The organism is Eubacterium sp. ER2 (assembly GCF_000765215.1).
In the GTDB taxonomy this organism is placed as follows: domain Bacteria; phylum Bacillota; class Clostridia; order Lachnospirales; family Lachnospiraceae; genus Claveliimonas; species Claveliimonas intestinigallinarum.
The window spans coordinates 50,301-74,292 of sequence record NZ_JPJE01000027.1 but is presented as its reverse complement, the minus strand read 5'-3'; the positions used below and the strand labels follow the sequence as shown (position 1 = coordinate 74,292).

Genomic DNA, 23,992 nt, shown 5'->3' with positions numbered 1-23,992 from the left:
ATTGGGTGGGGGATAAAATTCTCCCACCCAATTTTAGAATAAGTGAATAAAATCCCTGTCCATAGAGAATACTAAAAAGTTTGTGCAAAATCTTGACAGCCATATTGCCGCTATGGTATTCTGAAATACCAATGGGGAAATTGGAAGATTGAAAATTAAATAAGCACATAGATATAAGATTGAAATGTCAGCCAATCGGCAAGGCTGACATGGGTTTTGAATTTCAAAGCCGCTACATAGCATTGCGAATCAGAGCGGGAGGGAATCCTCTTGTCGTTCGTGATGCAGTGTGGCGGCTTTTTCATTTATCCAAAAGTCAAAGGCAATAAAATCCAGAACGGAGGTGGAAAGGACATAGGATTTCCTTTTCGGAGGGTAAAGGCAGGCATTAAGAAAGCCGTTACACAGAAAAATGCTCTGCGGAGTTGTCCACAGAGATAGCGAGCATCGGATTGTGTCAGCCACAATCCAATCCACACCCTAAAGGCGTGTGGACTAACTTAGGGGACAACCCCTAGCTACCCCGATAAAAGGAAAAATAAAACTGGAGGATTAAGAAAAATGAGTAGAGAAAAATCAGAAAAAGTATGCATTACTTTTAGATTGAGCGAAGAAGAACATGAAAAATTAAAGCAGTATTCATCCGCCTGCGGTCTGTCCACCGCAGAATTTATGCGTCAGTTATGCAGGGGAAACGCACCGCAGCCACAGCCAGAGAAAGAATTTTGGGAACTATTAGGCACGCTTTACGAAGTACACGTAGCCTTTAAAAAGTGTATCCCCTACGCCCCTTCCGCTGATGAAATATGCAGGGAGATTGAGGATTTTATCTTGGAACTGCAACGGAATTATACCCTCCCACAGCAGTTTGACATGGAAAAATTGACGGAACAGGGGGCAGTCTGATATGGCGGCAACGAGCCTCTGGCACATCGAAGGACGGTTGAAAGACTTAATTTCTTATGTGGAAAACCCAGAAAAGACCGTGCCGAATAAGGAGATGCAGGACTTCTTTGACGTGTTCTCCTATGTGAAGAATCCACAGAAAACGGACAATGGAGAGTTTGTTTCCGCCATCAACTGTTTAAAAGAAACAGCGTTACAGCAGATGATTCTAACGAAAAAGCAGTACCAGAAGACAGGCGGGTATATCGCTTGGCACGGCTACCAGAGCTTCAAGCCAGACGAAGTAACGCCCGAACAATGCCACGAAATCGGCTTAAAACTTGCGAGGGAAATGTGGGGCGACAAGTACCAGATAATCGTTGTCACCCACCTTGACAGGGGGCATCTCCACAATCACTTCTGCTTCAACTCTGTTTCCTATCTGGATGGGAGCAAATATAATTACTCAAAATCGGAGCAGAAACGGCTAAGGGAAACGTCAGACCGCTTGTGCAGAGAGTACGGATTATCGGTGATTGAGAACCCGAAGAAAGCACCGTCAAGACCGCTGTATCTGGATGAAAAGAGCGGCAAGCCGACACGCTACAACGTCTATCTGGAAGATTTAGCGGAGGCAATCAGCGGCAGTCGGGATATTCCGCACATGATGAAGTATCTAATCGACAAAGGCTACGAGGTTGATTTTTCGGGCGGGCATTGGAAAATGAAGCTGCCGCAGTATAAGCATTTCACAAGATTAGATACGCTTGATGAACGCTTAACGCCCGATTTTATCCGTTCACATTTAGGCACAAGGGCAAGATATGGGAACTACAAAGCAAAGATTTCCTACTCTCCCCATATGCCCGAAGAATATAAAAAGGCTTGGAAACCGCACCAGAAAACAAGGGGAATCTTAGCGTTGTATTACTATTGGTGCTATCAGTTGGGGATATTTCCCAAAGGCACGGACTACAAGCCGACAAGCCCGCTTATGAAAGAGGAGCTTCGGAAACTGGATGAGATTACCACACAGGTACGCTATATGTCGGAGCATAACATCTCCACCCTCTCCGATTTGCACGCCGACAGGGAGAAGAACCAGACGGAAATGGACAGGCTTACCAACTATCGGCGGCATTTGCAGAATAAGATACGGCGTGCTTCACCCGCCGAGAAAGAAACGCTCCGAGAAGAAAAAAACGGGGTGACGGAACGGATAACGGAGCTGCGAAAGCGGCTGAAATATGCGGACGGGATTGAAAAACGCTCTGCCCACATTGATGACTGCTTGAACCAAATCCACGATACGGTTGAAAATCAAAGGTCAAACCAGAATGGCAGGACAGACCGCAAGAGGGAGGACGCATTGCGATGAGCAGACTGACAGAACAGGAACTTACGGAAATTTTAGACGAAAATAAGGGTATCTCAATGGTAAACCCGAATAGGGTGTACCCGCCCCTGCCGCCTGCTGAAAACATTATGCCCCTTATGCGTATCCCTGAACAGGCAACGCTCTGCGAGAAAATCGGCGGCACGGAATATACAGTGACCGCACATTTCCGAGAGGACGGGAGGGACTTGCTTGGGCTTCTCAGCAGGATATTCATGCGGGACACAGCAGATTACAGTTTTGATTCCGAGGGTTATGATGAGGATTAAGAAATATCGGAAAGATTATCGCTTTAAAGCGTTGAAGTTTGACCGCAGGCGTGGTATACTGTATCTACACTTCATACTATCGTGTCTGCTGTCGGAAAGGAGAAAGCATTGCAAAGACAGCAGGAAGAAATCACCGCCTTGTACTGTCGTCTGAGTCAGGACGATGGACGTGAAGGCGAGAGCAACAGTATCGTAAATCAAAAAGAATATCTATTCAAGTACGCTAAGGAACACGGGTTTCCAAATCCCACCTACTATGTGGACGATGGCTATACGGGTACGAATTTTGCTGGGGTTAGATAGCGATACTTTTTACATCTACCATGTTGCGGCGGTCATGGTTGACAACTTGCGTCGGCTCCTGCTCGGTATCAACCTGTCCGACAAAGCTATAATGGATTTCGATTTTCCGGGTGTTGGTTTCCCGGTCTAATTCATGTATCAAAATACGGTCGATAAACTCATGGACGTTTTCATAGGTCAATTCCTGTATGTCGCTGTATTTCCCGACAATCTGAATAAACCTTGATATATCCCTTTTTCGCTCGGTAACGGTTGCGATCTGCTGTTGTAACTCGTCTATCCTTGCGGCAAGGGATTTCTTTTCGTCCTCATAGCCGGAAGTTAGAAACACAAACCGTTCATCTGTCAGTCTGCCTAATGCGTTGTCCTCATACAGCTTGCGGAAAAGCGTGTCAAGTTCGGTCATACGCGCCTGTGCTTTGAAAAGTTCCTTTTGCTGCTGCGCTAATGCCTTTCTCGCTTCCATGTCGCCGTACTCGGTAGCTTTACAGATAAAGTCCTGTTCGTGTTCCTTAACATACCGCAAAACCCGCCGCATATCTTCCAGCACTAAATCAAGAAGTACGTTTTTGCGGATATAATGAGAGGTACACTCGCTGCCTGTCCTTGCCCTGTTGCGCCATGCGCCGCAAGAATAGGAAAACTTGCGCGGCTCGATATTTACGCCCTGTTGGTAATACATCTTATGTCTGCAACCAGCGCAAAACAGCAAGCCGGAAAAAATATCAATCTCCGCTGCTTTTGTCGGGCGGTGGCGGGTAGCAATCCGCTTTTGCGCAAGTTCAAAGGTTTCCTCGTCAACAAGCGGCTCATGGGTGTTTGGGAAGAAATAGCGTTGTTCTTCTTCGTTCTTCCGGGCCTTTTTCGACTTGTAGGATACCTTGTGAGTTTTCGCGGTTATGGTATGCCCTAAATATTCCTGCCTTGCTAATATGTCATAGAGCGTTTTGTCCGGCCAAGTATAGGGGGCGATCATTGCCCGCTGATACCGCGCCTGTCCTGTACGCTGATAGCGCAACGCTCCAATCGTCAAGACTTTGTTTTCCGCAAGCCATTTTTGGATTTCGCACATACGCACGCCGCTAACAAACATAGCGAAAACCTGTTTGACAATCGGCGCGGTTTCCGGGTCGGGTATAAGGTGGTGGCGGTTGTTCGGGTCTGGGATATAGCCGTATGGATATTCCCCGTTGACGCGCTCGCCTTTTTGCGCCTGTGCCTGTTTAACTGCGCGGATTTTCTTGCTTGTGTCGCGGGCGTAAAACTCGTTAAACCAGTTCCGCAAGGGGGTAAACTCGTTATCCTCCCGCGCTGTGTCAACTCCGTCGTTGATCGCGATATAGCGTACTCCGTTTTCGGGAAATACAATCTCTATGAGTTCGCCCGTTTTCAGATAGTTTCTGCCAAGACGGGAAAGGTCTTTGGTAATGACCGTCGCCACTCGTCCGGCTTCCACTTCCTGCAACATCGCTTGCAGCCCCTCGCGCTCAAAACTCACGCCGGAAAATCCGTCGTCCACAAAAAACTTTGTGTTCAAAAAATGGTGTTCGTCCGCATAGCGTTGAAGTATCATTTTTTGGTGCTGTATGCTTCCGCTTTCTCCGGCTTGCATATCCTCTTGACTTAAACGGCAGTAAAGGGCGGTGATTTTATTCGACTGTAACATTAGTCCTCCTTTCCGACAGCCGAATAAACAGGTATAATGTGTTGCTATCATTATACCATATCCCGCCGCCTAATGCACTACTCGGACGCTAAAAATCCCGGATTTCCGGGCTTTTTCTGCAAATCCTTTACAATGAGTTTCTCAATCTTTTTATGGATTGTATCGGTTGCCTTTTCACTCGGCAACGCTTGAACAAGATAGGTGATTTTCCCTATTTTGCGTTCGGTTGTAATTGTCTGTTTTTTATCCATTAGAAAAACCTCCTTTTCCTGTATGGATAAACTATATTCGTCAAAAGGCAAAAACGGGCGGTTGTTAGCTGCAACCTCACGGGAGTTTCACCCCGGCCCATGCTTATGGGTGCGCCGCGCAATACTTTGAGGGTGTTCAACGCGGGAGTATCATTGTGCCGCCTTGTATGTCGTCGCCCACAAGCTGCTAAACCTGTTTTACGGCGCGGTAGTTCTCGCTCGGCTTTTCCCCTATGGGGAAAAGCTGTCATGGCGTACCCGCCGACTGGCTCGGTACAGACGGAATGTACCCGTTTGCCTGTTATGCTGCGCACCAAAGGCCGCTTTCTTTGTCAAAGAACAATAGGCTTTGTCGGCCTGCAAAAGCACATCAACAGCGGATATGCTTTTGCGGAACGACAAATAGCCCATAACGGGAAGCGTGGAAAGGGGACACGCTCCCCGCATGGGCTAAAAGATTATCCTACATGAAAAGCAAGGGTGCGGGTAATAAGGCGCACTTGCAGCCTGTTACGCATTTCCTCGTCCACATAGGAATAGGTATTGCCCGCGTCGTCTTTCAGCGTGCGGGTACAAAGTTTCGCTATGTAACCCTCGTAGTGCTTCAAGATCGCGCACATGGCGGTTGTGTCGCCGTTTGCCGCTGCGGAAATGACAGGGAACGGCAACAGATTTTCAGACTTCCTAACGGTATTCATCATCTGCTTTTCCCTCCAAATACTGTTTGATTTTCGCAAGCGCGGATTTCCTGTGCCGGAAAACCGTCGTGCGTACAACATTCAGCAGTTCGCCAATTTCCGCGTCGCTCATATCCAAGAAGTAGGACAAAAGGATAATGTCGCGTTTCCTTTCGGGCAAAGCGTTAAGGGCTTCGGCAAGCAGTTCATTTTTGACGAGTACATCAAAGCCGGACACTTGAAAACGGAAATAATCGCTTTCGTATTCGTCCGTTGTGAAAAGCTGCGCGAGTTCGCTTTCGCTCAAATCCGAAAAAGTAACTTCGCGTGCTGCGCGTTTCGCAAGAGTGCGGCGGTGGCTTTTCGCTTCGCCGACCAAAGTTTTCTTTGCTAATGCGTCGTACTGATGTTGTATTCTTTCCTTGTCGGAAGAAGATAGCTCCATAGAGTTCACCTCCTTCCCGCGTGGAGTAGAGGACGGGAGTTAAGGGCTTGTCCTCTCTGCCCCTTTCGCTCCGTACCCGTTCGGGAGATGGCTCTTGAGTGCGCTTTTCAGAAAAAAAAAAAAAAAGCAAAATGCGCCCGTCCGCAAGACGCGGACGGGCGCAAAGGAAATGTAAGCAGTAGCTAAATGTATTGACAGTTCACATTCATAGCCGGAATATCCCGCTTGCGGAGCATAGCTTTTTTTGACCGCAAAGCATTAGGCGGGTTACAGTAAATAAAAATGGACACGGCGATACCTCCCCGATACCGCCGTATCCTTAAAAAAGGGCGACTTTAATACACTACCCGCAATCCATTCTATAATAGGGAACAGCGGCTTTTGCGCAATATTAAATAAAAAAGCCGATAACACATAGGTTTTTTGACCTAATGCGTTATCGGCTCTGCGTCTATGCGTCTGGCACTTTTAATCATTTTTTTTTGAATTTATTATATGTGTTAGCTAACTGTCCACAAGCCGCGTTAATCTCTCTGCCATGAGAAACTCTCATAGTAACTTCAAGTCCTGCTTGCTCTAATTGATGTTTGAATGCAACTATTTCCCGTTTCTGTGGTGCTTTAATTCTTGAATTGCTTGTTGGGTTGTATTGTAACACGTTAATCATAACTTTTTTGCCCCGAAACCATTTTGCAAGTTGTCTTACATCTGAGGGCCGGTCATTTATACCCGGTAAAAGCAAATACGCAAAGACAATTTTGCGATTATGCCTTTCAGAATAGGATAAGGCTTGCTTAACAACATCTTCAATAGCATATATGCGCATGTGAGGAATAATACGATTTCTTGCAGATTGTGTTGCTGCGTGTAAAGATATTGTCAACTGAATTTTAAGATGTTCCTCGCGCAATTTTTTTAATTGATCGACCGGACCAACTGTTGATATGGTAATGCCGTCGGTTGGAAAGTTGAGCCCATATCTATCTCGGAGAATATGGATTGCTTTTATCAAGTTGTCATAATTGAATAAAGGCTCTCCCATACCCATAAAAACGATACGGTTTACTTTTCGACGCAACAATATAATCTGTTGTACGATTTCTGACGATGTTAGATTACGAACAAAGCCATTTCGCCCGGACTCACAAAAAATACAACCAACAGGACAACCGACTTGTGTGCTCACGCAAACAGTTCCACCATCTCGCCGCTTGATAAAAACCGTTTCAATGTATTTGTTGTCTTTCAGTTCGTAAACATACTTTTCAGTATCACTGCTTTTGCAAATATTTTTTACCAACATTGATAGATTTTTTTTGCGTGGTAATTGCTTATATAATTCTTCATATAAGGCTTTTGCTTCATTCTCGCCAATAACTTCCGACATTTCTTTGTAAGTAAATCCGTATGGATCATTCCGTACTTCCGCAGGCGTATATTTAGGTAAACGTTTCATTTTTATATCCTTTCTTCTAAATAATAAAAGTTTGTTTTTCTGTATTTTTGATTACAATCTCTAATTTTTCTACATCAATGATATGCGTCAATTTGCATTTAGGGCAGAAAAGAGGAAAATCTTTTAATACAGTATTATGAAATACTTGAACTCTCGTCTTTCCGTTACAAATCGGACATTTTATCCAATATTTTTTAAGCATTATATTTCACTCGTCCTTTTTACACAAAAAAATGCAGGTCAATCCTCAACATGAGCATTGACCTGCATTTATAATGCACAGAGCAGTACAACAAAACTAAGGCATAGCTTGCACTATGTCTATACTATATCTATACGTCGTTAGTTTTTTGTATAGCATCCGCAAAATAAGCATGACAAAAAAGCCCATGTTGAAAATGGGAAAATCCTTTTTTTCAATGCTTATCTAATACGCATGCTATGCAACATAAACGCCGCCTCCTTTTACATAAATTTTATTTTATCAGAAAATCAGTCTACTGTCAATACACAACAGGAAGTATTTAACCTAATGATATGAATTGTGTGGACATATCCAAAAAGAAAGGTGAACTGTAAAATGTAACAGGGTGAATGAAAATGGCAAAAAGACCCGTACCATTGTACGACTTTAAGGCTTTCGGGGCAGCTATAAAAGCCGCGAGAAATGAATACGGCGAGAGCCGCAAAAAGGTAAGCGACGAGTTATATATTTCCCCGCGCTACCTTGCGAATATCGAGAACAAGGGACAACAGCCGAGTTTACAGGTATTCTATGACCTTGTAACCCGGTATCATATTTCGGTAGATCAATTTTTCTTCCCGAACAGCAATGCGGAGAAATCCACCGGGCGGCGGCAGCTTGACGCGCTGCTGGACGGTATGAGCGATAAAGGCATACGGATTGTAACCGCAACAGCAAGGGAGATAACGGAAGTCGAAAAAGCAGAGGATTAACCTCACAATATGAGAAATCGGGAGATTGCAGCGCATGGCGGCTGCAATCTTTTTTTGCGTCCAAAATCAAAGGAACGCGCAACAAATGTAGTATACCATTCATCCGTGTTATCTGCAGAATATTTTGCGTTATTTAATATTGAATTTCCTGTTTTATTTATAGTTATAATTTCTTGATCTTTGCCGTTGATCATTTGCTTGATTCTCCCCTGCATGAATTTCTCATTTGTCTTGATTAGATTCTAATTCTTTTAATTTCTTTTTCATTTCTTCATATTCATCGAAATAAGAAATTAATGCTCTTTCAACAGCAACCGTTTTTGTATGTCCTGCATCTTTACAAAAATTTTCTAATCGCTCATAAATAGGAGTTTCAATACATACATTAAGGTATGTTCCATTCTTTTTTGGTCTTGCCATTTTTTTCTCCCTGCATTTAATACTATTACATGAATTTTCCTCAAATAATTGTACCACTGAAAACTACTTAAATCAACTATTCACTACTTGTTATCAAATATATAAAAGATAAAATCAGGTTTTGTACTACTAAATGATTTTAAACAAAATAAGGCCCAAAAGGGAACTTTCCCTTTTGAGCCTATACACTTTATCAGCTAACATATTTTGCTTTCATTTTTCCTCATGGTCATGAGGCTTTTTTCTCTTAAATCGCATTCTATGAATCCTTTGATTGTTCCTTCTGTTCTTCAATAATTCGTTCTGTTGCTTTATGAATTCTGTCCTTAGAATAGGGTGGTCTTAAATTCAATGACAACCGGCCCTTTTTGATTATATACGTTTCACTGCCATCCTCCGAAGATCCTTTCAACCAGCAATCATCCGGATACTTCTCAGCGAATGCCCGTAACCGTTTCTGCAAGCTCTGATTGAAGGTATACACATCATAGAATCCGTCATCTTCATTGGTCAGAATAATCGTTTCTTTTTCACACTTTAACCTTCGCATATTCTACCCCCGCTTTCTTTCCATTTCCTGATCCAGGTATTTGGGTATCGGTTTTCCGGACCGGCGAGCAATGGCAATCTGTTTCTGATGCAGACGTTTGATCACGGATCTTCGTTTCTTAGATTTTCCATCCTGTTGATTTCGGGAGGTCTGATTGTTGCTGCTAGCATCAGAGGTCTTTTCCTGATTCTTCTTCTGATTATTCACCAGACCGTCCACCATATCATAATTGGCTTCGGTACCAGATTCTCTGCTTCGTTCATAAGTGCCGTTCTGGTAGAATTTCTGGTAATGTTCCAGACGGATTTTACCATCTTGTTTTAGCTGTTCGACCGGATTTAGCGGTACTTGCTGTTGGATGTAATCATGAATCTTTTGTTTTGTCTTTTCATCGAATTTCTTACATTCTTCGACAACCATTTTTCCATAGGCATCCAGGATAACACCCTGGGCCTGATCTCGGTATACCTGATGTTCCATCAAATAAAACTGTTTTCCATCAATAATGATGGTGTCTGTGGCAATCCAGTTTCCTTTTTTCCCATCGATCTGATAATTCTCAGTTTCCATAGTGATCAGTGCACCGGATGTATTGATACGAATGAATCCGGCCAGATACTGTGGATAGTTTTCATCTACATAGTAGCAACTGATTTCTCCGTTCTTGTTCAATACGAGCACGTCACTGACTTCGCATTGCTTTTTCATTCGTTTCCAGATGTCAGCGACTTTTTCATTTTCCTGCATTTCATGAATCGAGATTAATCGGTAATTTTCGACAGTAATCGACACATTCTGCTGTCTTGCCTCTTGATATGGCAGATGCCACAGTGCTTTTCCTGCTGTCTGCTGATCTACTCGGTAGACTGCAAATTGATTAAGCTTCATAGGCATCATCCTCCAAGTTATTCAGATAATAATTCAGATCCAGAGAATAGTAGTATTTGTCTTCGATCTGCTGTAATTTTCCAACTGTAGAATTGATGATCTCAATTATTTCATCATTCTCAGGATCACTTTCTTCCTGTTCCAAAACTTCCAAAGCTTCTTTCAGTGTTTGGATTGTTTCTTCCTTTGTGTGCTGCTGGAAGATAGCAGTAATAGTCAGTTCGTTTTCTTCCAGGTTTACATTTCTCATAGGCTCATTTCCCCCCTTTTCTTTTTCGGTATTGGTTTCATCTGTATATTCAGCTCCTTCTCGTTTTTTTCTTCGCTTATATTTTTTTCGTTATCCACTTTCTTATTGGATTCCAGAGGATTTTCCACATTTGGATGTCTTTCTTCCAAGTATTTTTCCACACGACTGATTGCATTTTGCACATAAGAATTTTCTCTAAATCCAGGAATCGAATTCAAAAATTCTTTCTGTATTTTTCCTTCAATCATCAGACTCTGCATTCCTTCATAATCACTTCCGTCTTTCAGATCAAAGCCAACACATTTCAGTCCATGCATACGTTCTGATGGGATTTTCTCATAAGCTTCCAAGGCTTCTGGTAATGTCAGGTCATAATGTACTTCACCCATTACAGGAAATTCAGCACATTCAGCCGCATAAAAGCTGATACATGTAAGATCATTTTCATAATCCACATTTTCTATTTCCGGGACAATATCGAGTATTTTTTCTCTTTGTGCTGCAAAGTCTGGAAGTTCTGCAAATCCAAATCGATCCACGTAATATGCCTGCATATCCCCACCACGGTTTGTAATGATAACATCACTGACCGACATAGAATGTGCTTTATAATCTGCCGGTGGATTATCGTTGAACATAGCGTACAAATCATCCAGCTTTTCATTTTCATGTAATCTGCCAGAATAGACACATTTATAATTTTCTGCATCGATTGTAATTCCATCTTCTTTGACCATTGCCATATTCATAAATAAATGTTGTTTTCCCGGTGTGTCTTCATCCACATGATAAATCGCATAGAGGTCACCATTACCTCTGAACATTTCTTCCTCTAGGGTATAATCATACTTAAATGGGTACATAGCCCGATCAACTCTCTCCGAAACATCCGTCCCTTCTGCAATCGTATCTTCCAGCCAGTCTTTGATATCTCCCCATGATTCAAACTGCAAATACCCGGCAATTTCATGTGTCCCATCCGGTGCCAGTACAATATGTCCCGGTTCGCTTTCCCGATAATCATAACGGTATCCGGCTGCTTCCAGTGCATCTACCAGAATGCCGTATTTTTCATGTAATTCTGTTTTCTGTTTTTCTTCAAGAATGATTTCCAGTTCTTCTGTAAGCTGATCGATCATTTCACCGGCTGTCTTGCGGATCACATCCATAGATGCTTTCATTTCCTTCATTTCCCGGCTGCTGCTCCACCCTGCAATATAAGGAAAACTGTAATCCGATGTATCCAAACCAAAGGAAGAACACACACAGTAAGCAACAGATTCTGCTTCAACCTCTTTTGTCAGACGGTCTTTTTCTACACCCAGGCTTTCCATGATTTCCTTGTCATGCAGTTTAGCATGGACAGTTTCATGAATAGCAGTCTTTAAGGTCTGGCTTTCACTGAGTCCTTTTTTGATCACGATTTCCTTATCTGCATTGTGATAATATCCATTGGCATTGCCATCGATCTCATCGAATCGTATCGGCACTGGGGATATTTTCTGAATAGCCTGCATGAAAGAATCAAAATCCTGTACAGCTGCAGTCAGTAATTCCGGTGCCAGTGTCTGGATTGGTTCCCCGGATGTCTGAGCAATATCAAAGACGGTAACTGCTTTAAAATGCGGAACTGTAACTTCCACCTGTTCAGTCTTAGGTTTTCCATCGGTTCCCATGATCGGTCGCTGATTTTCATCCAGAACCTCTTTTTCCTTCATTTTCTTATATGGTGCCGGTGCAATGATTGTAATTCCTTTTTCGCCTTTCATGACCTGTCTACCCATGGACTGCCAGTTTTTGTAGCTGGTAACAAGTGTGGCATCCGGTCGCTGCATGGCGATCAGCATTGTATTATTAAAGGAATAATTGTGAAACTTTGCCATGGTTTTAAGAAATTCCTGATAGCGGTTACTTGTAAATAGTTCTTCCACACCGGATTCCAGTGACTGCATAATGCTGTCCATATCTTTTCCCTGAACCGGTAATGGAATTGTTGCTGTCTGCACTGTTGGAATATCTCTTACGTCACCCTTTTCTTTTGTATCTGTTACTTCTTCATAGGGTGCGGTGGCTTCAGTCACCATTCCTTTAGTCAGATCAATATCTTCAACACGAGTAGAAAAACGAACCCTGCTATCTGGAAATTCTCCTTTATCTCGAAAGGAATAGTAATTCCCATTCCGTCCTGTAATGATGTGATCAACCAATGAAATCCCCATCAATTCCCCTAATTCCTGCATTCTTGCTGTAGTCTGGATATCCGATGTAGATGGTGTCAGATTTCCGGACGGATGATTATGAATGAGCATCATTGAATGAGCATTCGAAAGAATTGCACTCTTAAATATTTCTCTTGGATTAATTAATGCTTCATTCAGCGATCCTACAGATACGATATTCATATTGATCGGTGTTAAATCTGCCTGTAAATTAACAATACAAAAGAGTTCCCGATCCATCTGGGAAAGAAATTCATTCATAACACGAATTGCTACATCTGGATTATTCATAGGTTCATTACTATAAAGTGGTGGCTGTTCCACCATACGAATTGCTACCTGTTCTAATTTATCTGCCATCAGCAACACCTCCAATCGGCACATTTATAATAAATTCCTGATCATGTAACGTCTCAATTTGCTTCTTCAATTTTTTAAACGAAAATGTGTGTGATAATCTTTTTCGATACTGGCTGTATCTTAAGCTTGTATTTGTTTTAATGTTCTCTTTCGTCATAATCTTCTCCTTTTCAAAATGCCCCACGACATTTCCTTATGCCGCAGGGCGTTTGCTCATTTAACGGGTTTCATGCTTGATATTAGAGTTCCATATCGTGCTTCTTTGTTTTCGGTTTCTGATCCGGCTGTTCTTTTCCTGCTTTCTCTGTTTTTGCAGCCTGCGCTTCTTTTTCTTTCTGACGTTCTGTAAATCTGTCGGCTTTTTCAAAGACGTGATCCTTTGTGTCAAAGTGATATACATCATTGGTAAGGCGTTCTGCTGGTGCTACCTGAGTCGCATTGACTTCTTTTACCATATCTCTTAACATTTCTGCATCCACTTGCCCGTCATCTGGCAAGACCAGCATTTCATGGATGGATGATGGCAAAATGAAGAAATCATTTCCAAGAAGTTCCCCCATGCTATCCATGAATTCCGGATAAAAGATCACACCGGCTCCATCAATTCTGTCTGTATTCGTAACAACAAAGAATGTCGGCATCTCGCTTGATTCCTGCAATGTTTCCTGCAGCATTTCACGTTCATCCGGTGTCAGCATGAGAATATTTTTCTGGTACATTTCATCTATCAATGCACCTATACTTGATACCTCCGGAGCCATGACACGCGGTGAACTTTTCATCGCATCTTCATGAAGCTGTTCTGCAGAGATTCCATACTGTTCAAGCAGATCATTCTTGATAAACATGGAACTTAATCCATCCTGATCCTTGCCTACTGCCACATGATAGGTGATTGCGAGATCTTCCTTCAGATGGTGTGGCGCATTTTCGAGGACTTCCTTATTTGCTTCGGCTGATGATACACGGATAAACAGCTTGTCCTTCACATCTTCATAATTTAAAATGGATTTCAGATCAACCTGTATCGGTGCCTCAATGACTATATCTGCAATCTTTCTACATACAGTTTCCATTGTTACGCCAGGCTGTGCTTTATATGCTTCATACAGTTGGTTAAGATTAATTGTTGGAGTAAGCATCTCCCCTTCTTTTCTCACCATCAATCCCGTATAGGCACGGTTCAGTTTCTGACACTCCATCGTTGACACCTCGGCATTCTCATAATCCTTCGGTAAAAAGAGTCTGATATTGTCCTTTACTTCATTTACAAATTCATTAAAATTCATTCTTCGTTTCCTCCTCTAATCTGTTTTCTTATTTCTTTTTGCTTTTGTTTTTTGGTTTCTTTTTGGGAAAGGATAAAGAAAAATTCACCCTTCCGGTTTCATCTGCATCCATATGAAGATCTGCCTCAAAGTACATATTCTTCTTTCTGGAATACAGGTCTTTTACATGCACACATCCACTTTTCAGAAGTTCTGCAGCCATCTTTTTATCCATGGTTTTTTCCATGCTCTGCAGATAGCGGTTATCTTTCCAGAGAGCAAAGTGACAATCGTGGTTGCTACAATAGAAGTTGGTTTTGCTTTCATATACCAGGCTTCCACATACCGGACATGTTCCAATGCTTTCTCTGGTCTGAAATCTTCTTGTTTCTTCTTCGGAAATCGCATCGCATCCATTCAGCATCATGGTCAGCATGTTTTTGATCTCGGTCATAAACTGTTCCGGTGCAATCTCTCCATGCTCCATCAAGAGCAGCTGATTTTCCCATTCTGCAGTCATACTTGCAGATTTCAGAAAGTCTGGCAGGATCTCCACAAGGACTTTTCCATCATCTGTTGGAAGGATCTGTTTCCCTTTTCGGGTGGCATACTGGGAATAGATCAGTTTTTCGATGATACCAGCTCTTGTTGCCGGAGTTCCTAATCCTTTCTTTTCTGTGTCTTCATCGAATTCCTTATTTCCAGCAGTTTCCATTGCTGCAAGGAGAGTATCTTCACTGTATGGTTTTGGTGGCGATGTAAAATGTTCTGTCTTTTCTGCAGCTACAGCATAGAAAGTCTGTCCCTGGGTTACTTTCGGCATCCTCTCTTTCATTTCCTGATCCGGATCTACGATTGCCATGCGATCCTTATTCTTGAAGCAGTTTTCAAAGAGTTTCCATCCATCCTGCAACACAGTTCTTCCTTTTGCTTTGAAGATTTCTCCCTGGCATTCCACTTCAATCTCTGTTTCCTGGTAAATGTGATCCTTACTCATTGCCATGACCGTATGGACTGCAATCAGGAAAAGAATCTTTTCTTCCCAGGATTTCAATTCATCCAGATGGCAGGATGCAAGTTCCATCGTTGGAATGATTGCATGGTGATCTGTCACCTTGCTGTTATTCATGACTTTCTTCACATCTGGCTGCTCCGGCTGATCAAACGGACCTGTCAGTTGATATTTCTCATAAATCTGACGAACCACATTTCTTGCTGTCTGCTCCATATCTTCGGTCAGATACTGGCTGTCCGTTCTTGGATAAGTGATCAGTTTCTTTTCATACAGGCTCTGAGCGGTATCCAGTGTCTGTTTGGCTGTCATTCCGTAGATACGGTTTGCTTCTCTCTGCAGTGTGGTCAGATCATAAAGCTTTGGTGCTTTTACTTTCTTTTCCGTTTCTTTTACTGCTGTGACAATAGCTTCACTTCCCTGGCATCTGCTTCTTAACTGTTCCGCCTCATCCGGATCAAAGATTTTTGGCTTTACAGCCGGAATTCCATCACAATCGAGTTCCACATTGAAATACTTTTCTTTCTGGAAATTGCTGATCTGTCCGGCACGTTCCACCAACATGGCAAGTGTCGGTGTCTGAACCCTTCCAACGGTCAGCTTTTTGAAGTACTTTGTGGTGTAAGCTCTGGTTGCATTCATTCCTACCAGCCAGTCAGCCTGAGAACGGCATACAGCAGCTTCGGCCAGATGTCGGTATTCCTCTGCGGATCTCAGATGCTGCATTCCATCAAGGATTGCTGAATCTTCCAGAGAACTGATCCATAATCGTTTCACCGGCTTTTTACTTCCGGATAAGTCATAGACATGTTTGAAGATTAATTCTCCTTCACGTCCGGCATCACAGGCATTTACGACGTATTCAATTTCCGGACTGTTGAGCAGTCTTTTTAAGATATAGAACTGATCTTTCTTATCTTCTGAGACTGTAACTTTCCAGTTTTTCGGGATGATCGGGAGATCTTCATATCTCCACTGGTTAAATTTCTCATCGTAAGCATCCGGTGAAACATATTCGGCCAGATGTCCGAAGCACCAGCTGACCATACAGTCGGTTCCTTGTAAATATCCGTCTTCTCGTTCCTGTGCTCCAATCACTTCTGCGATTGCTCTTGATACACTTGGTTTTTCTGCAATTACTAAATACATGATGTATTACCTCCTTCATATAACGAAACGGAGAGAGCATGTTTTACAGCCCCCTCCACTAAAAAAGTTTATTTATTTTTCATTTTCTTCAAAATCTTCGTCTTCAGACTCTTCCTCATCCGGAACTTCTTCCAGTCCACCTGTTTCCAAACCTTCCGGCTGATCATCCTCATCTTCCTCTTTTTTAGGTTTATAGATCTTGAAGTAGTAGTAAGCTGCCACACCGCCGAGAGCCAAAATCAGGATTGTTGCCATTGCACCCATATTGGTTTTTGCAGATGCTGTTTTCTCCGGATCAATGGTAGCTTCCTTGTCTACATCCTCATTATTTGTTTCATCCAGCACTACCTTTGATTTATCTGGCTGTGGTGTTACGACAGTAGCAGTGCTGTCTTTATCCAGAAATTCGGACAGATCATTCTCATCAATCTGGGATAACATATAGACATTCTGTGATGTGGCACTACGGTCGATCACGATATAGAAAGTGTTGTTATTCTTTGTTGTAACCGTAAGAAATTCCTTTGTGGAATCATCGGTAATGTCATCCTTGACTTCACCATTGCCAGGTGTCGTAAATGCAGTTCCCTTGTCTGTTCCATCTTCCGGCAGCACCTCGTTTGTGTTTGTCGCCTCGTCCTTTTTCTCTTCTTTGTCTGTTGACTGTTCCGTCTGAGTTGTCTCTACTTTGGATGCCTCTGCCGATTCATCCACATAGGCAAATGCTGTGGTTGATGCTGTAAAAAGCATCATGACTCCCAACAGCAGTCCTGCCATTTTCTTATTCATTTTCTTCCATTTCACCATTCTGATATTCCTCCTTATTTTCTTCTGTGAATACAAAGGAGCCTGAACCTTCATCGTCAGACTCCCTGCTTACCTGAAATTTAACTTTTCCACTCTGGATACCATCCAAAAGATCATATAACTGATCATTATCCATCTTCATACCACGGATGCACCTGATCATCTCATTGTCCTCTTCCTGCTTTAATGCAGCCTGGACACCCCTAAGATATTGCTGCAGATCCGCGATCTTTTTCTCTGTCTTGGCAATCTCATCCAGATATTTTTTAATCTTTTTATTCAAACTTTCACCTCCCTTCGTTCACCCCTTTATGGCAGTCTTCCAAAGCACATGAAATGTTGCTGCCAGTAGGATGTGCTGATATTTGAGTAATGGATCGGATCCCCGCAATGGATCATCATATTGTTACCGACATAGATACCCACATGGCTTGCACCGGATGTGTTATACGTTCCCTGGAAGAAGATCAGATCTCCTGGTTTTGCTTCTTGCGGTGATACATAAGTACATACGCCTCTTAATCCATCTGCGGTCAATCGTCCATAGTTCCAGCCATTACCACAGTGGTTAATGACATAAGATACGAATCCTGAACAGTCAAATCCGGACGGAGAGTAACCACCCCATACATAAGGTACTCCCAGATATTTTTCCGCTTCTCGGATCATCCGGGCAAATTCTTCATCCTGCAGTGCTTCCGGTGGAATCTCATAGCTCATTCCATTACCGCCTGATCCACTGGTCACATTGTTTACATCCCACAGATAATTTCTGTTTCCATAGGTCGTATTTAACGCATTGTAAATAATCAGCTGTTCTGCATTCAGATTGGCTCTTGCCACAGCATCAAAACTTCCATTTGTCAGTGTCACATACAGAATCTTCTTGGTGCTTGTACTGGTAACGGTTACTTCCTGACTGCCATTGTCATCTGCGATATAAGCTTCCCAGGTCTGGTGTCCATGAGCAGAGGCTGCAGCATGGTTATCATAGTAAACGTCAAACTGGACACCATATCGTGCAAAGGCTCCGGTATCCTCAACTGTGTATTCCACACCATTCATTACTACCTTAGTGCCAATCGGCACAAATGGATTGGAAGCATCTACAGCAATGGTATGGTTTGCAGTTGGATATGCACCACTGGCAGTTGGACCTCCGGACCATACACCACAACAGATTCGACAATTACAATATCCGCTTGTCACTACCTGTCCCAATGATTCTCCAACGCGAACATTTCTGGTTTCTGTCACCGTTTCTGTTCGACCTTCTGTATTCAGATGATATTGTGCTTCAAAAAGAGATTGCAGCTCGTTTTCAACATCTGAGTACGTCCAGTCCCCGTATTTTGCGGTAAGATACGAGATAAGATGGTATGGATTATGACCAATCTCAGCAATGTTGTACTGATACTCGTCATAATTTGGATGTCTTCGTTCCATCTCATTGATCTGCTGATTCAAGGCACTTTCCAAAGCGGCATATCTGTTTTCGGCAGCATAGATATCCTCGTCTGAACTTGGATACGTTGTAATACCGATCACAGATCCAGCACCCTCAATAGAGGCACTGCAGCTCCCCAGAGATACTGCTATGACAAGAAAAAGAAGCGCAAAAATACCGATGCCTGCGAACATGGCACGATTACGCTTTATAATCTCTTTCAAGGCAATCTTTGCTTTCACCGTCATGTTCTCGACACCGGTAATGGTTGTCGCTCCACCTAGACTGCCAGCGGATTTTCCGGCTCTGGCTGCCCGGTATGCATCCTTATATCGTTTTTTCTGAAAGAAGCGGTTATAGAAATGTCTCTTTTGCTCAGCGTTCTTTACCGATTCTGCATGTTTGACTCCTTCCATACTTTCTGCAGAACCAAATTTCAGTTTCTTTTCTACAGTAGCCTCACGATAACCTCTGCGATGGGTTTTCACATCCGTTCGTTTGCTGCGGATCTGAGCATGACGTAGGCCACGTAACGCAGCTTCTGTTTCACGCTCTGCAAGTCTGGCACTTTCCACACCTGCATTTTCATCTGTTTCTTCCTCTTCGGAAGTGACTGCTTTCATGCCAGATATAACAGCTTGTGTAGCAATGTATTTCCCGGCTGTCCCTCCCGGTTTCATGCCAGCACCTTTCACCATCTGATTTCCTTCATCATCAAAGGATAATCTTCCGGCTTTTGCCTGTTCTTTGGTCATCTGTTTTTGCAGCTGCTTCTTCCGAATGGATTTCTTTTGGCTGTTCAGATTGTTATCATCATCCGGGATTTTTTCATGGCGATGCAGTTTCTTTCGATATCCAGATACTTTTTCTTCCGGTGTAACTTCAACTGTATCCTCAACAGCTTCCTGCCGGACAGAAGATTTCCGGATTTTTTCCATCTGCAGTCGTTTACCTTTTCCCGATTTTGAATCTTCATTCTCAGCCTTTTTCCGTTCCCGTTCAGGAACAAATTCTTCTTTAGTTTCCGGTCGCCCACGGCTCCTGTGACTGATATCTTTTACACTACCATCATGGAGATTTTCTTCTGTCAGACCATCTCTGGTCATCTTTGCGACCTTTTTATCTTTGCCTTTAAATTCTTTTCCGGCTATAGGTCATCACCTCCTGGCACAACTTTTCTTTCTGTACTCATTTAGTTCCTGGCGTCCAATAATCGGGATACCAGGATACCCATCTGCCTGTGTCCTGATTGCTGGAGAGCTCGCCTGGATATGAAATACCCAGTTCAATTCACTCGGATCTCTCGGCCAGAAACCATTGATCAGCATAGCCTCCTTGAACTGATTGTTGTGCAGATGGATCTGGGTACGTTTATACAGAACTTCTTTCAGATCATCACTGGTAAGATGCGGATAGATTTTCTGTGCCGGATAAAAATTCCAGAATACCCAGTCAAGGATAATGTTCTGTGTTTCCAGCGGAAGTTCATACAGATGATGATCATCATTGACTGTATGAACACGGTATCCAGGCTGTGCATTTTCCAGATTTTTCATCTGAATGTAAGGATTATCCTGGTTCCACTGCCTGATTCGGATCTTATCGATTTCCTTCATGCTTTTCCGCCTCCATTTCTTTCTCTCGTTTTTCAACTTCTTCCGGTTTTGTAGTCATCAAACTGTACAGCTTCAAGTTCTTATCGAACTTGTCCTTAAATGGAATAATTGTTGTTCCATAGAAAAGAAGTCCTTCTCCTTCCCTGGAATTCGTCACATAAGACAACTGATATGGGGAAATATTCAACTGTTTTGCGAGGATCTGTCTGTCACCTGCAGCCTGGTTCAGCATCAGGATAAAATCACTGTTCTCAAAGATATTTTCAATTTCCCTGCTGGCAAGAAGATCTTTGATATTCTGGGTGATACCACTTGGAATACCACCCCATTTTCTGAATCTCTTCCAGATTTCTACAGAATAAGCTGCTGTCTGTTCTTCTTTGAGCAGAAGGTGGAATTCATCGATATAGTACCTGGTAGATTTGATGCCACGGTTGATCGTAACTCTGTTCCATACCTGATCCTGGACGATGAGCATTCCGATTTTCTTCAGCTGCTTTCCAAGTTCCTTAATATCAAAGCAGACAATACGGTTATTCAGTTCCACATTGGTTCTATGGTTGAATACTTTCAGTGATCCATTTACATAGATTTCCAGTGCTGTTGCAATTCTCTGGGCCTGGGGTTCTTTCTGCTTTCTGAGGCAATCATACAGGTCACCAAGGACCGGCATATTTTCCGGTTTTGGATCTGCAAAGTACTTCTGATACACCAGTGGAAGACAACGGTCGATTACTGATTTTTCCTCTGCTTCAATACCATCCCTGCTTCCCATGATCAGCTCACATAAGGACAGGACAAAATCGGATTTTACACCAAGTGGATTGTCATCATCGGAATAATCCATATTGATATCCATCGGATTGATATAATCCTTACTGGTCGGTGAAATGTGTACTACCTGTCCGCCAAGTGCATGGACCAGTGGATAATACTCTCCCTCCGGATCTCCGATGATAATGTCATCCTTCGTAACAAAGAAAGCGTTGGTGATTTCTCTTTTTGCAGCAAAGGATTTACCGGATCCAGGTGTACCAAGGATTAGTCCATTCGGGTTTTTCAGCTTTTTACGATCCACCATAATCATGTTGTTGCTGAGTGCATTTAATCCGTAATACAGGGATTCTCCTGCCATAAAAAGTTCCTGTGTCGTAAACGGAACAAAGATTGCTGTACTGGTAGTCGTAAGAGCCCGCTTGATTGGGATATGATTTACTCCCAACGGAACACTGCTCATCAATCCTTCTTCCTGCTGATAATCCAGACGTTTCAGCACACAGTTATATTTCTGTGCAATACCGGCCGTCTGGAAGATGGCATTATCCAGTGCCTGTTTTGTCTTTGCAGTATTTAAAAAGAGCGCTGTTACAAGGAACATACGCTCATTTCGTGACTGCAGGTCTTCTAACAGACGCTTAGCTTCTCCGCCATACGTGTTCAGATCCGATGGAATGATATCCATATCGTATCCGGCCCGGACTGCTTTTTTCTGTTCTTCGATTTTCATACGGTTGATATCCGTCACTTTGCTTTTTACCAGCTTGATTGCCTTCATCTGATCCACAGACTGGACATGCAGGTTGACGATGAGATTCTTATCAATATCCAGAAATTCTGCCAGCATTTTATCTGTAAGCTCTGGTGCCAGGATCTGTAAATAAGAGACTGCTCCGATGGTATTTCCCATACGGAATGTATTTCTGTCCTTGAATACAAAACTGGTCGGTGCCACATAATCTTTGGTATTGAGTCCAGTACGGATCATGGAACCATAATCAAACTGGAAGTCTGTCATGATATCCGGATTGAAAGTCTCATACAAAATCTGCAATCTTTCCACTCCATTCAATGGATAGGCTGGAACTCCAAGGATCTTGAAGTTGTTCAGGATATCTGATTCAATACGTTCCAGCTTTGGCTTTGCTTCCCGGATATTATCCGCTTCGATGGAAAAGGTGATATATTTTGACTTCACCAGACCGTTGTTTCCTTTTGCCAGCTGCTGTTTCAACATCTTTGCGTATTCCATACGGACATCATCAAAAGCATCCTCCTGTGGTCGGATCCGGATGACCTGCTCAAACTCCTTCATGCTGCTCTTATGGTTGATAAAGCTCAGCTGAAAATGGATACTGGCATCAAAGTAATTGAGGAAATCACACCAGTTTTCAAAGATTGCATTTTTATCTTCGTTCTGAGCCAGCTGGTAGTTGATGTCATAGAAGCGGATGCACTTAGAATACGTTTTTCCCTGTACCCTGCAGATTCCATCTCTTCCCATTTCCTTATAAGCGATCGACTGCTGAACAGACAGTTTTTTCTGCCTGCGTTTTTCCTCCTGCTTTTCCTTTTTCTTTTTCTCTTTTCTGTCTACTTTTTTGTATCCGGTATCTGCGACAGTTTTCTTATTTTTCTTTTTTCGCAACCGTTTTTCCTCCTTTCAGTTTTCCTGTATCCGGAGACTGCTTGATCTGTTCCGGATCTGTCTCATAATAGTTTTCAGTTTCATATTTTCTAACGGGTGGACGAAGAAACTTCACCCGGATCATATGCATCAGAACATCTTCCAGATGCATCCCGTCTTTTTCGTACATGGCAAATAAAAATGCCGGTAACATCAAAAGCACCATGACCGTTGCTGCATTACTGTTTCCCATCACATTACGCAAGAGGAAATAGCTTGGAATTCCCATTGCAGCACCTATCCCGATACAGATTAGCTGTCTTTTGGTCAGGTTAAATGCTACTTTATTCTTTACCTTTGTTAAATCTTTCGGTACGCTGACATATGCCATGATTTTCACTCCTTCCTGTAATTTAGTGCGCGTTAAATATCGACTTACTTAAGGATGCCGTCTTAAAGAGGCTGTAACATAAGATCACTGTGTAAGCCATAACGCCAAATAATGAAGAACTCAGATTATCTGAATACTGGATACCTGCAACAAGCACTGCATAGATTGCAACGCATACCATCATCAGAAATGCCTGGAAAGCCAGGGCAAAGAGTCCTCTGAAATAATTCGTGCCGATCTGTCCCCATTCTCTGTTACTCATAGTTGCGAATGGAATCGGCGCAACTGAGGTATATAGGTAAATCTCTATCATACGTCCATACATGATCACTGTGATTAGTACAGACAGGATTCTCATACAGAAGCCGGCGATAAGGGTTTCCAGCGCCAATACAACAAGTTCTCCGATTTCCATACTTTCCAGTGTTGCGGAAAGATCCGTCAATGCCGAAGAAATATCAATGGCGGTACTTCCTGTGATAACACCGGCCGCAGAATTAACTACGTGCTGGCCCACATCGAATACCGCCATTGTGATCGTAAATGTGTTACTCACCAGATATACAGCGATCCACATTTTTACGAAGTACTTGAAAAACATCCAGGTATCAATATCATGCATGTTGTTGCGCTCGGTCAGCATAGAAATCAATTCGTAGCAGAGTACGAGTGTGATAATAATACCTGCGATCGGCATGATCACGGAATCCGATAAGTTCCGGATCATACTGAATATGCTGCCGTTCCACCCTTGCGGGGTCTGTCCAACCTGGGTAGCGATCTCACCAGTCTTTTGATTGACATCAGTAAACATCGTGTCCAAGTTGGAAGTGATCATCCCGGTTAAGAGTTCCCTCATCCATTCCTCAATCGCATCAAAAATCTGACTGAACATGGATCTCTACT

At 42.8% G+C, this 23,992-nt stretch carries 24 protein-coding genes and 1 pseudogene; 5 read left to right on the top strand and 20 right to left on the bottom strand.

The features are described 5' to 3' along the window. Window positions 1-561: 561 nt before the first annotated feature. From NI21_RS0110065 to NI21_RS17265, 4 genes and pseudogenes are all read left to right on the top strand, one after another. Window positions 562-906, top strand: a complete 345-nt coding sequence (locus NI21_RS0110065) for a hypothetical protein (RefSeq protein ID WP_033126096.1) — start codon at window positions 562-564, stop codon at window positions 904-906. A 1-nt stretch (window position 907) separates the two neighbouring features. Beyond that, window positions 908-2,263, top strand: a complete 1,356-nt coding sequence (locus NI21_RS0110060; protein ID WP_033126095.1) for a relaxase/mobilization nuclease domain-containing protein — start codon at window positions 908-910, stop codon at window positions 2,261-2,263. Continuing rightward, the gene (locus NI21_RS0110055; protein WP_033126094.1) at window positions 2,260-2,550 is read left to right on the top strand and encodes a hypothetical protein; all 291 of its coding nucleotides are present in this window, start codon (window positions 2,260-2,262) and stop codon (window positions 2,548-2,550) included. The genes NI21_RS0110060 and NI21_RS0110055 overlap by 4 nt, the downstream gene beginning before the upstream one ends. An 81-nt stretch (window positions 2,551-2,631) precedes the next feature. Further along, window positions 2,632-2,838 (top strand): annotated as a pseudogene (locus tag NI21_RS17265) (recombinase); the annotation flags it as partial. Window positions 2,839-2,845: 7 nt separating this feature from the next. Here NI21_RS17265 and NI21_RS0110045 read toward each other — a convergent pair. The 6 genes from NI21_RS0110045 to NI21_RS16410 form a co-directional block, all read right to left on the bottom strand. After that, window positions 2,846-4,519: a recombinase family protein gene (locus NI21_RS0110045; protein ID WP_033126092.1), complete on the bottom strand. Its 1,674-nt coding sequence runs from the start codon at window positions 4,517-4,519 to the stop codon at window positions 2,846-2,848. A gap of 77 nt (window positions 4,520-4,596) precedes the next feature. After that, entirely contained in the window at window positions 4,597-4,770 is a 174-nt protein-coding gene (locus tag NI21_RS16420; protein WP_002604472.1) for a transposon-encoded TnpW family protein, read from the bottom strand. 458 nt (window positions 4,771-5,228) lie between these two features. Beyond that, complete coding sequence (locus tag NI21_RS0110040) at window positions 5,229-5,471, bottom strand: helix-turn-helix domain-containing protein (protein ID WP_002604473.1); 243 nt, start codon at window positions 5,469-5,471, stop codon at window positions 5,229-5,231. Continuing rightward, entirely contained in the window at window positions 5,455-5,892 is a 438-nt protein-coding gene (locus NI21_RS0110035) for a sigma-70 family RNA polymerase sigma factor (protein WP_002604474.1), read from the bottom strand. Before NI21_RS0110035 ends, NI21_RS0110040 begins: the two co-directional genes overlap by 17 nt. 472 nt (window positions 5,893-6,364) lie before the next feature. Next, window positions 6,365-7,348 carry a 23S rRNA (adenine(2503)-C(2))-methyltransferase RlmN gene (gene rlmN / locus NI21_RS0110030; RefSeq protein WP_002584956.1) on the bottom strand — a complete coding sequence of 328 codons (984 nt, stop codon included), beginning with the start codon at window positions 7,346-7,348 and terminating at the stop codon, window positions 6,365-6,367. 16 nt (window positions 7,349-7,364) lie between these two features. Further along, window positions 7,365-7,550, bottom strand: coding sequence for a cysteine-rich KTR domain-containing protein (locus tag NI21_RS16410; RefSeq protein ID WP_003431289.1), 186 nt, complete (start codon window positions 7,548-7,550; stop codon window positions 7,365-7,367). A gap of 398 nt (window positions 7,551-7,948) precedes the next feature. Between NI21_RS16410 and NI21_RS0110025 the strand changes: the two genes are divergently transcribed. Beyond that, window positions 7,949-8,305: a helix-turn-helix transcriptional regulator gene (locus NI21_RS0110025; RefSeq protein ID WP_002584957.1), complete on the top strand. Its 357-nt coding sequence runs from the start codon at window positions 7,949-7,951 to the stop codon at window positions 8,303-8,305. Window positions 8,306-8,527: 222 nt separating this feature from the next. Here the strand turns inward: NI21_RS0110025 and NI21_RS16405 are convergent, their stop codons facing one another. The 14 genes from NI21_RS16405 to NI21_RS0109955 all read right to left on the bottom strand — a co-directional run bounded on the left by NI21_RS16405 (window position 8,528) and on the right by NI21_RS0109955 (window position 23,981). Beyond that, window positions 8,528-8,725: a hypothetical protein gene (locus NI21_RS16405; RefSeq protein WP_015535391.1), complete on the bottom strand. Its 198-nt coding sequence runs from the start codon at window positions 8,723-8,725 to the stop codon at window positions 8,528-8,530. A gap of 553 nt (window positions 8,726-9,278) precedes the next feature. Then, a complete protein-coding gene (locus NI21_RS0110010) occupies window positions 9,279-10,163 on the bottom strand; it encodes a DUF4316 domain-containing protein (protein ID WP_033126090.1) in 885 nt (294 codons plus the stop codon). After that, a complete protein-coding gene (locus NI21_RS0110005) occupies window positions 10,153-10,413 on the bottom strand; it encodes a transposon-transfer assisting family protein (RefSeq protein WP_003864553.1) in 261 nt (86 codons plus the stop codon). The genes NI21_RS0110010 and NI21_RS0110005 overlap by 11 nt, the downstream gene beginning before the upstream one ends. Then, window positions 10,410-12,992, bottom strand: coding sequence for a JAB domain-containing protein (locus NI21_RS0110000; protein ID WP_033126089.1), 2,583 nt, complete (start codon window positions 12,990-12,992; stop codon window positions 10,410-10,412). The genes NI21_RS0110005 and NI21_RS0110000 overlap by 4 nt, the downstream gene beginning before the upstream one ends. Next, the gene (locus NI21_RS16900) at window positions 12,982-13,149 is read right to left on the bottom strand and encodes a hypothetical protein (protein ID WP_005423587.1); all 168 of its coding nucleotides are present in this window, start codon (window positions 13,147-13,149) and stop codon (window positions 12,982-12,984) included. The genes NI21_RS0110000 and NI21_RS16900 overlap by 11 nt, the downstream gene beginning before the upstream one ends. 82 nt (window positions 13,150-13,231) lie before the next feature. Beyond that, window positions 13,232-14,281 carry a DUF5688 family protein gene (locus NI21_RS0109995; protein WP_005334802.1) on the bottom strand — a complete coding sequence of 350 codons (1,050 nt, stop codon included), beginning with the start codon at window positions 14,279-14,281 and terminating at the stop codon, window positions 13,232-13,234. Window positions 14,282-14,309: 28 nt separating this feature from the next. Then, window positions 14,310-16,421: a DNA topoisomerase 3 gene (locus NI21_RS0109990; protein ID WP_033126088.1), complete on the bottom strand. Its 2,112-nt coding sequence runs from the start codon at window positions 16,419-16,421 to the stop codon at window positions 14,310-14,312. Window positions 16,422-16,493: 72 nt separating this feature from the next. Further along, window positions 16,494-17,228 carry a CD1107 family mobile element protein gene (locus NI21_RS0109985; RefSeq protein WP_005334804.1) on the bottom strand — a complete coding sequence of 245 codons (735 nt, stop codon included), beginning with the start codon at window positions 17,226-17,228 and terminating at the stop codon, window positions 16,494-16,496. Further along, window positions 17,203-17,511 carry a DUF4315 family protein gene (locus tag NI21_RS0109980; RefSeq protein ID WP_005334805.1) on the bottom strand — a complete coding sequence of 103 codons (309 nt, stop codon included), beginning with the start codon at window positions 17,509-17,511 and terminating at the stop codon, window positions 17,203-17,205. The genes NI21_RS0109985 and NI21_RS0109980 overlap by 26 nt, the downstream gene beginning before the upstream one ends. A gap of 26 nt (window positions 17,512-17,537) precedes the next feature. Next, entirely contained in the window at window positions 17,538-19,781 is a 2,244-nt protein-coding gene (locus NI21_RS0109975) for a CD1108 family mobile element protein (RefSeq protein ID WP_033126087.1), read from the bottom strand. 51 nt (window positions 19,782-19,832) lie between these two features. Beyond that, a complete protein-coding gene (locus NI21_RS0109970; protein WP_003864573.1) occupies window positions 19,833-20,291 on the bottom strand; it encodes a hypothetical protein in 459 nt (152 codons plus the stop codon). Next, window positions 20,275-22,716, bottom strand: a complete 2,442-nt coding sequence (locus tag NI21_RS0109965; protein WP_052084040.1) for a VirB4-like conjugal transfer ATPase, CD1110 family — start codon at window positions 22,714-22,716, stop codon at window positions 20,275-20,277. The genes NI21_RS0109970 and NI21_RS0109965 overlap by 17 nt, the downstream gene beginning before the upstream one ends. Next, entirely contained in the window at window positions 22,697-23,086 is a 390-nt protein-coding gene (locus NI21_RS0109960) for a PrgI family protein (protein WP_033126086.1), read from the bottom strand. Before NI21_RS0109960 ends, NI21_RS0109965 begins: the two co-directional genes overlap by 20 nt. A 22-nt stretch (window positions 23,087-23,108) precedes the next feature. Further along, complete coding sequence (locus NI21_RS0109955) at window positions 23,109-23,981, bottom strand: VirB6/TrbL-like conjugal transfer protein, CD1112 family (RefSeq protein ID WP_015514791.1); 873 nt, start codon at window positions 23,979-23,981, stop codon at window positions 23,109-23,111. Between the last annotated feature and the right edge of the window lie 11 nt (window positions 23,982-23,992).

What these genes read in the sequence shown, in the direction of transcription:
- NI21_RS0110065 (WP_033126096.1), top strand. Translation starts at nt 562, where the DNA reads ATGAGTAGAGAAAAATCAGAAAAAGTATGCATTACTTTTAGATTGAGC.
- NI21_RS0110060 (WP_033126095.1), top strand. Translation starts at nt 908, where the DNA reads ATGGCGGCAACGAGCCTCTGGCACATCGAAGGACGGTTGAAAGACTTA.
- NI21_RS0110055 (WP_033126094.1), top strand. Translation starts at nt 2,260, where the DNA reads ATGAGCAGACTGACAGAACAGGAACTTACGGAAATTTTAGACGAAAAT.
- NI21_RS0110045 (WP_033126092.1), bottom strand. Translation starts at nt 4,519, where the DNA reads ATGTTACAGTCGAATAAAATCACCGCCCTTTACTGCCGTTTAAGTCAA.
- NI21_RS16420 (WP_002604472.1), bottom strand. Translation starts at nt 4,770, where the DNA reads ATGGATAAAAAACAGACAATTACAACCGAACGCAAAATAGGGAAAATC.
- NI21_RS0110040 (WP_002604473.1), bottom strand. Translation starts at nt 5,471, where the DNA reads ATGATGAATACCGTTAGGAAGTCTGAAAATCTGTTGCCGTTCCCTGTC.
- NI21_RS0110035 (WP_002604474.1), bottom strand. Translation starts at nt 5,892, where the DNA reads ATGGAGCTATCTTCTTCCGACAAGGAAAGAATACAACATCAGTACGAC.
- rlmN (WP_002584956.1), bottom strand. Translation starts at nt 7,348, where the DNA reads ATGAAACGTTTACCTAAATATACGCCTGCGGAAGTACGGAATGATCCA.
- NI21_RS16410 (WP_003431289.1), bottom strand. Translation starts at nt 7,550, where the DNA reads ATGCTTAAAAAATATTGGATAAAATGTCCGATTTGTAACGGAAAGACG.
- NI21_RS0110025 (WP_002584957.1), top strand. Translation starts at nt 7,949, where the DNA reads ATGGCAAAAAGACCCGTACCATTGTACGACTTTAAGGCTTTCGGGGCA.
- NI21_RS16405 (WP_015535391.1), bottom strand. Translation starts at nt 8,725, where the DNA reads ATGGCAAGACCAAAAAAGAATGGAACATACCTTAATGTATGTATTGAA.
- NI21_RS0110010 (WP_033126090.1), bottom strand. Translation starts at nt 10,163, where the DNA reads ATGAAGCTTAATCAATTTGCAGTCTACCGAGTAGATCAGCAGACAGCA.
- NI21_RS0110005 (WP_003864553.1), bottom strand. Translation starts at nt 10,413, where the DNA reads ATGAGAAATGTAAACCTGGAAGAAAACGAACTGACTATTACTGCTATC.
- NI21_RS0110000 (WP_033126089.1), bottom strand. Translation starts at nt 12,992, where the DNA reads ATGGCAGATAAATTAGAACAGGTAGCAATTCGTATGGTGGAACAGCCA.
- NI21_RS16900 (WP_005423587.1), bottom strand. Translation starts at nt 13,149, where the DNA reads ATGACGAAAGAGAACATTAAAACAAATACAAGCTTAAGATACAGCCAG.
- NI21_RS0109995 (WP_005334802.1), bottom strand. Translation starts at nt 14,281, where the DNA reads ATGAATTTTAATGAATTTGTAAATGAAGTAAAGGACAATATCAGACTC.
- NI21_RS0109990 (WP_033126088.1), bottom strand. Translation starts at nt 16,421, where the DNA reads ATGTATTTAGTAATTGCAGAAAAACCAAGTGTATCAAGAGCAATCGCA.
- NI21_RS0109985 (WP_005334804.1), bottom strand. Translation starts at nt 17,228, where the DNA reads ATGGTGAAATGGAAGAAAATGAATAAGAAAATGGCAGGACTGCTGTTG.
- NI21_RS0109975 (WP_033126087.1), bottom strand. Translation starts at nt 19,781, where the DNA reads ATGACCAGAGATGGTCTGACAGAAGAAAATCTCCATGATGGTAGTGTA.
- NI21_RS0109970 (WP_003864573.1), bottom strand. Translation starts at nt 20,291, where the DNA reads ATGAAGGAAATCGATAAGATCCGAATCAGGCAGTGGAACCAGGATAAT.
- NI21_RS0109960 (WP_033126086.1), bottom strand. Translation starts at nt 23,086, where the DNA reads ATGGCATATGTCAGCGTACCGAAAGATTTAACAAAGGTAAAGAATAAA.
- NI21_RS0109955 (WP_015514791.1), bottom strand. Translation starts at nt 23,981, where the DNA reads ATGTTCAGTCAGATTTTTGATGCGATTGAGGAATGGATGAGGGAACTC.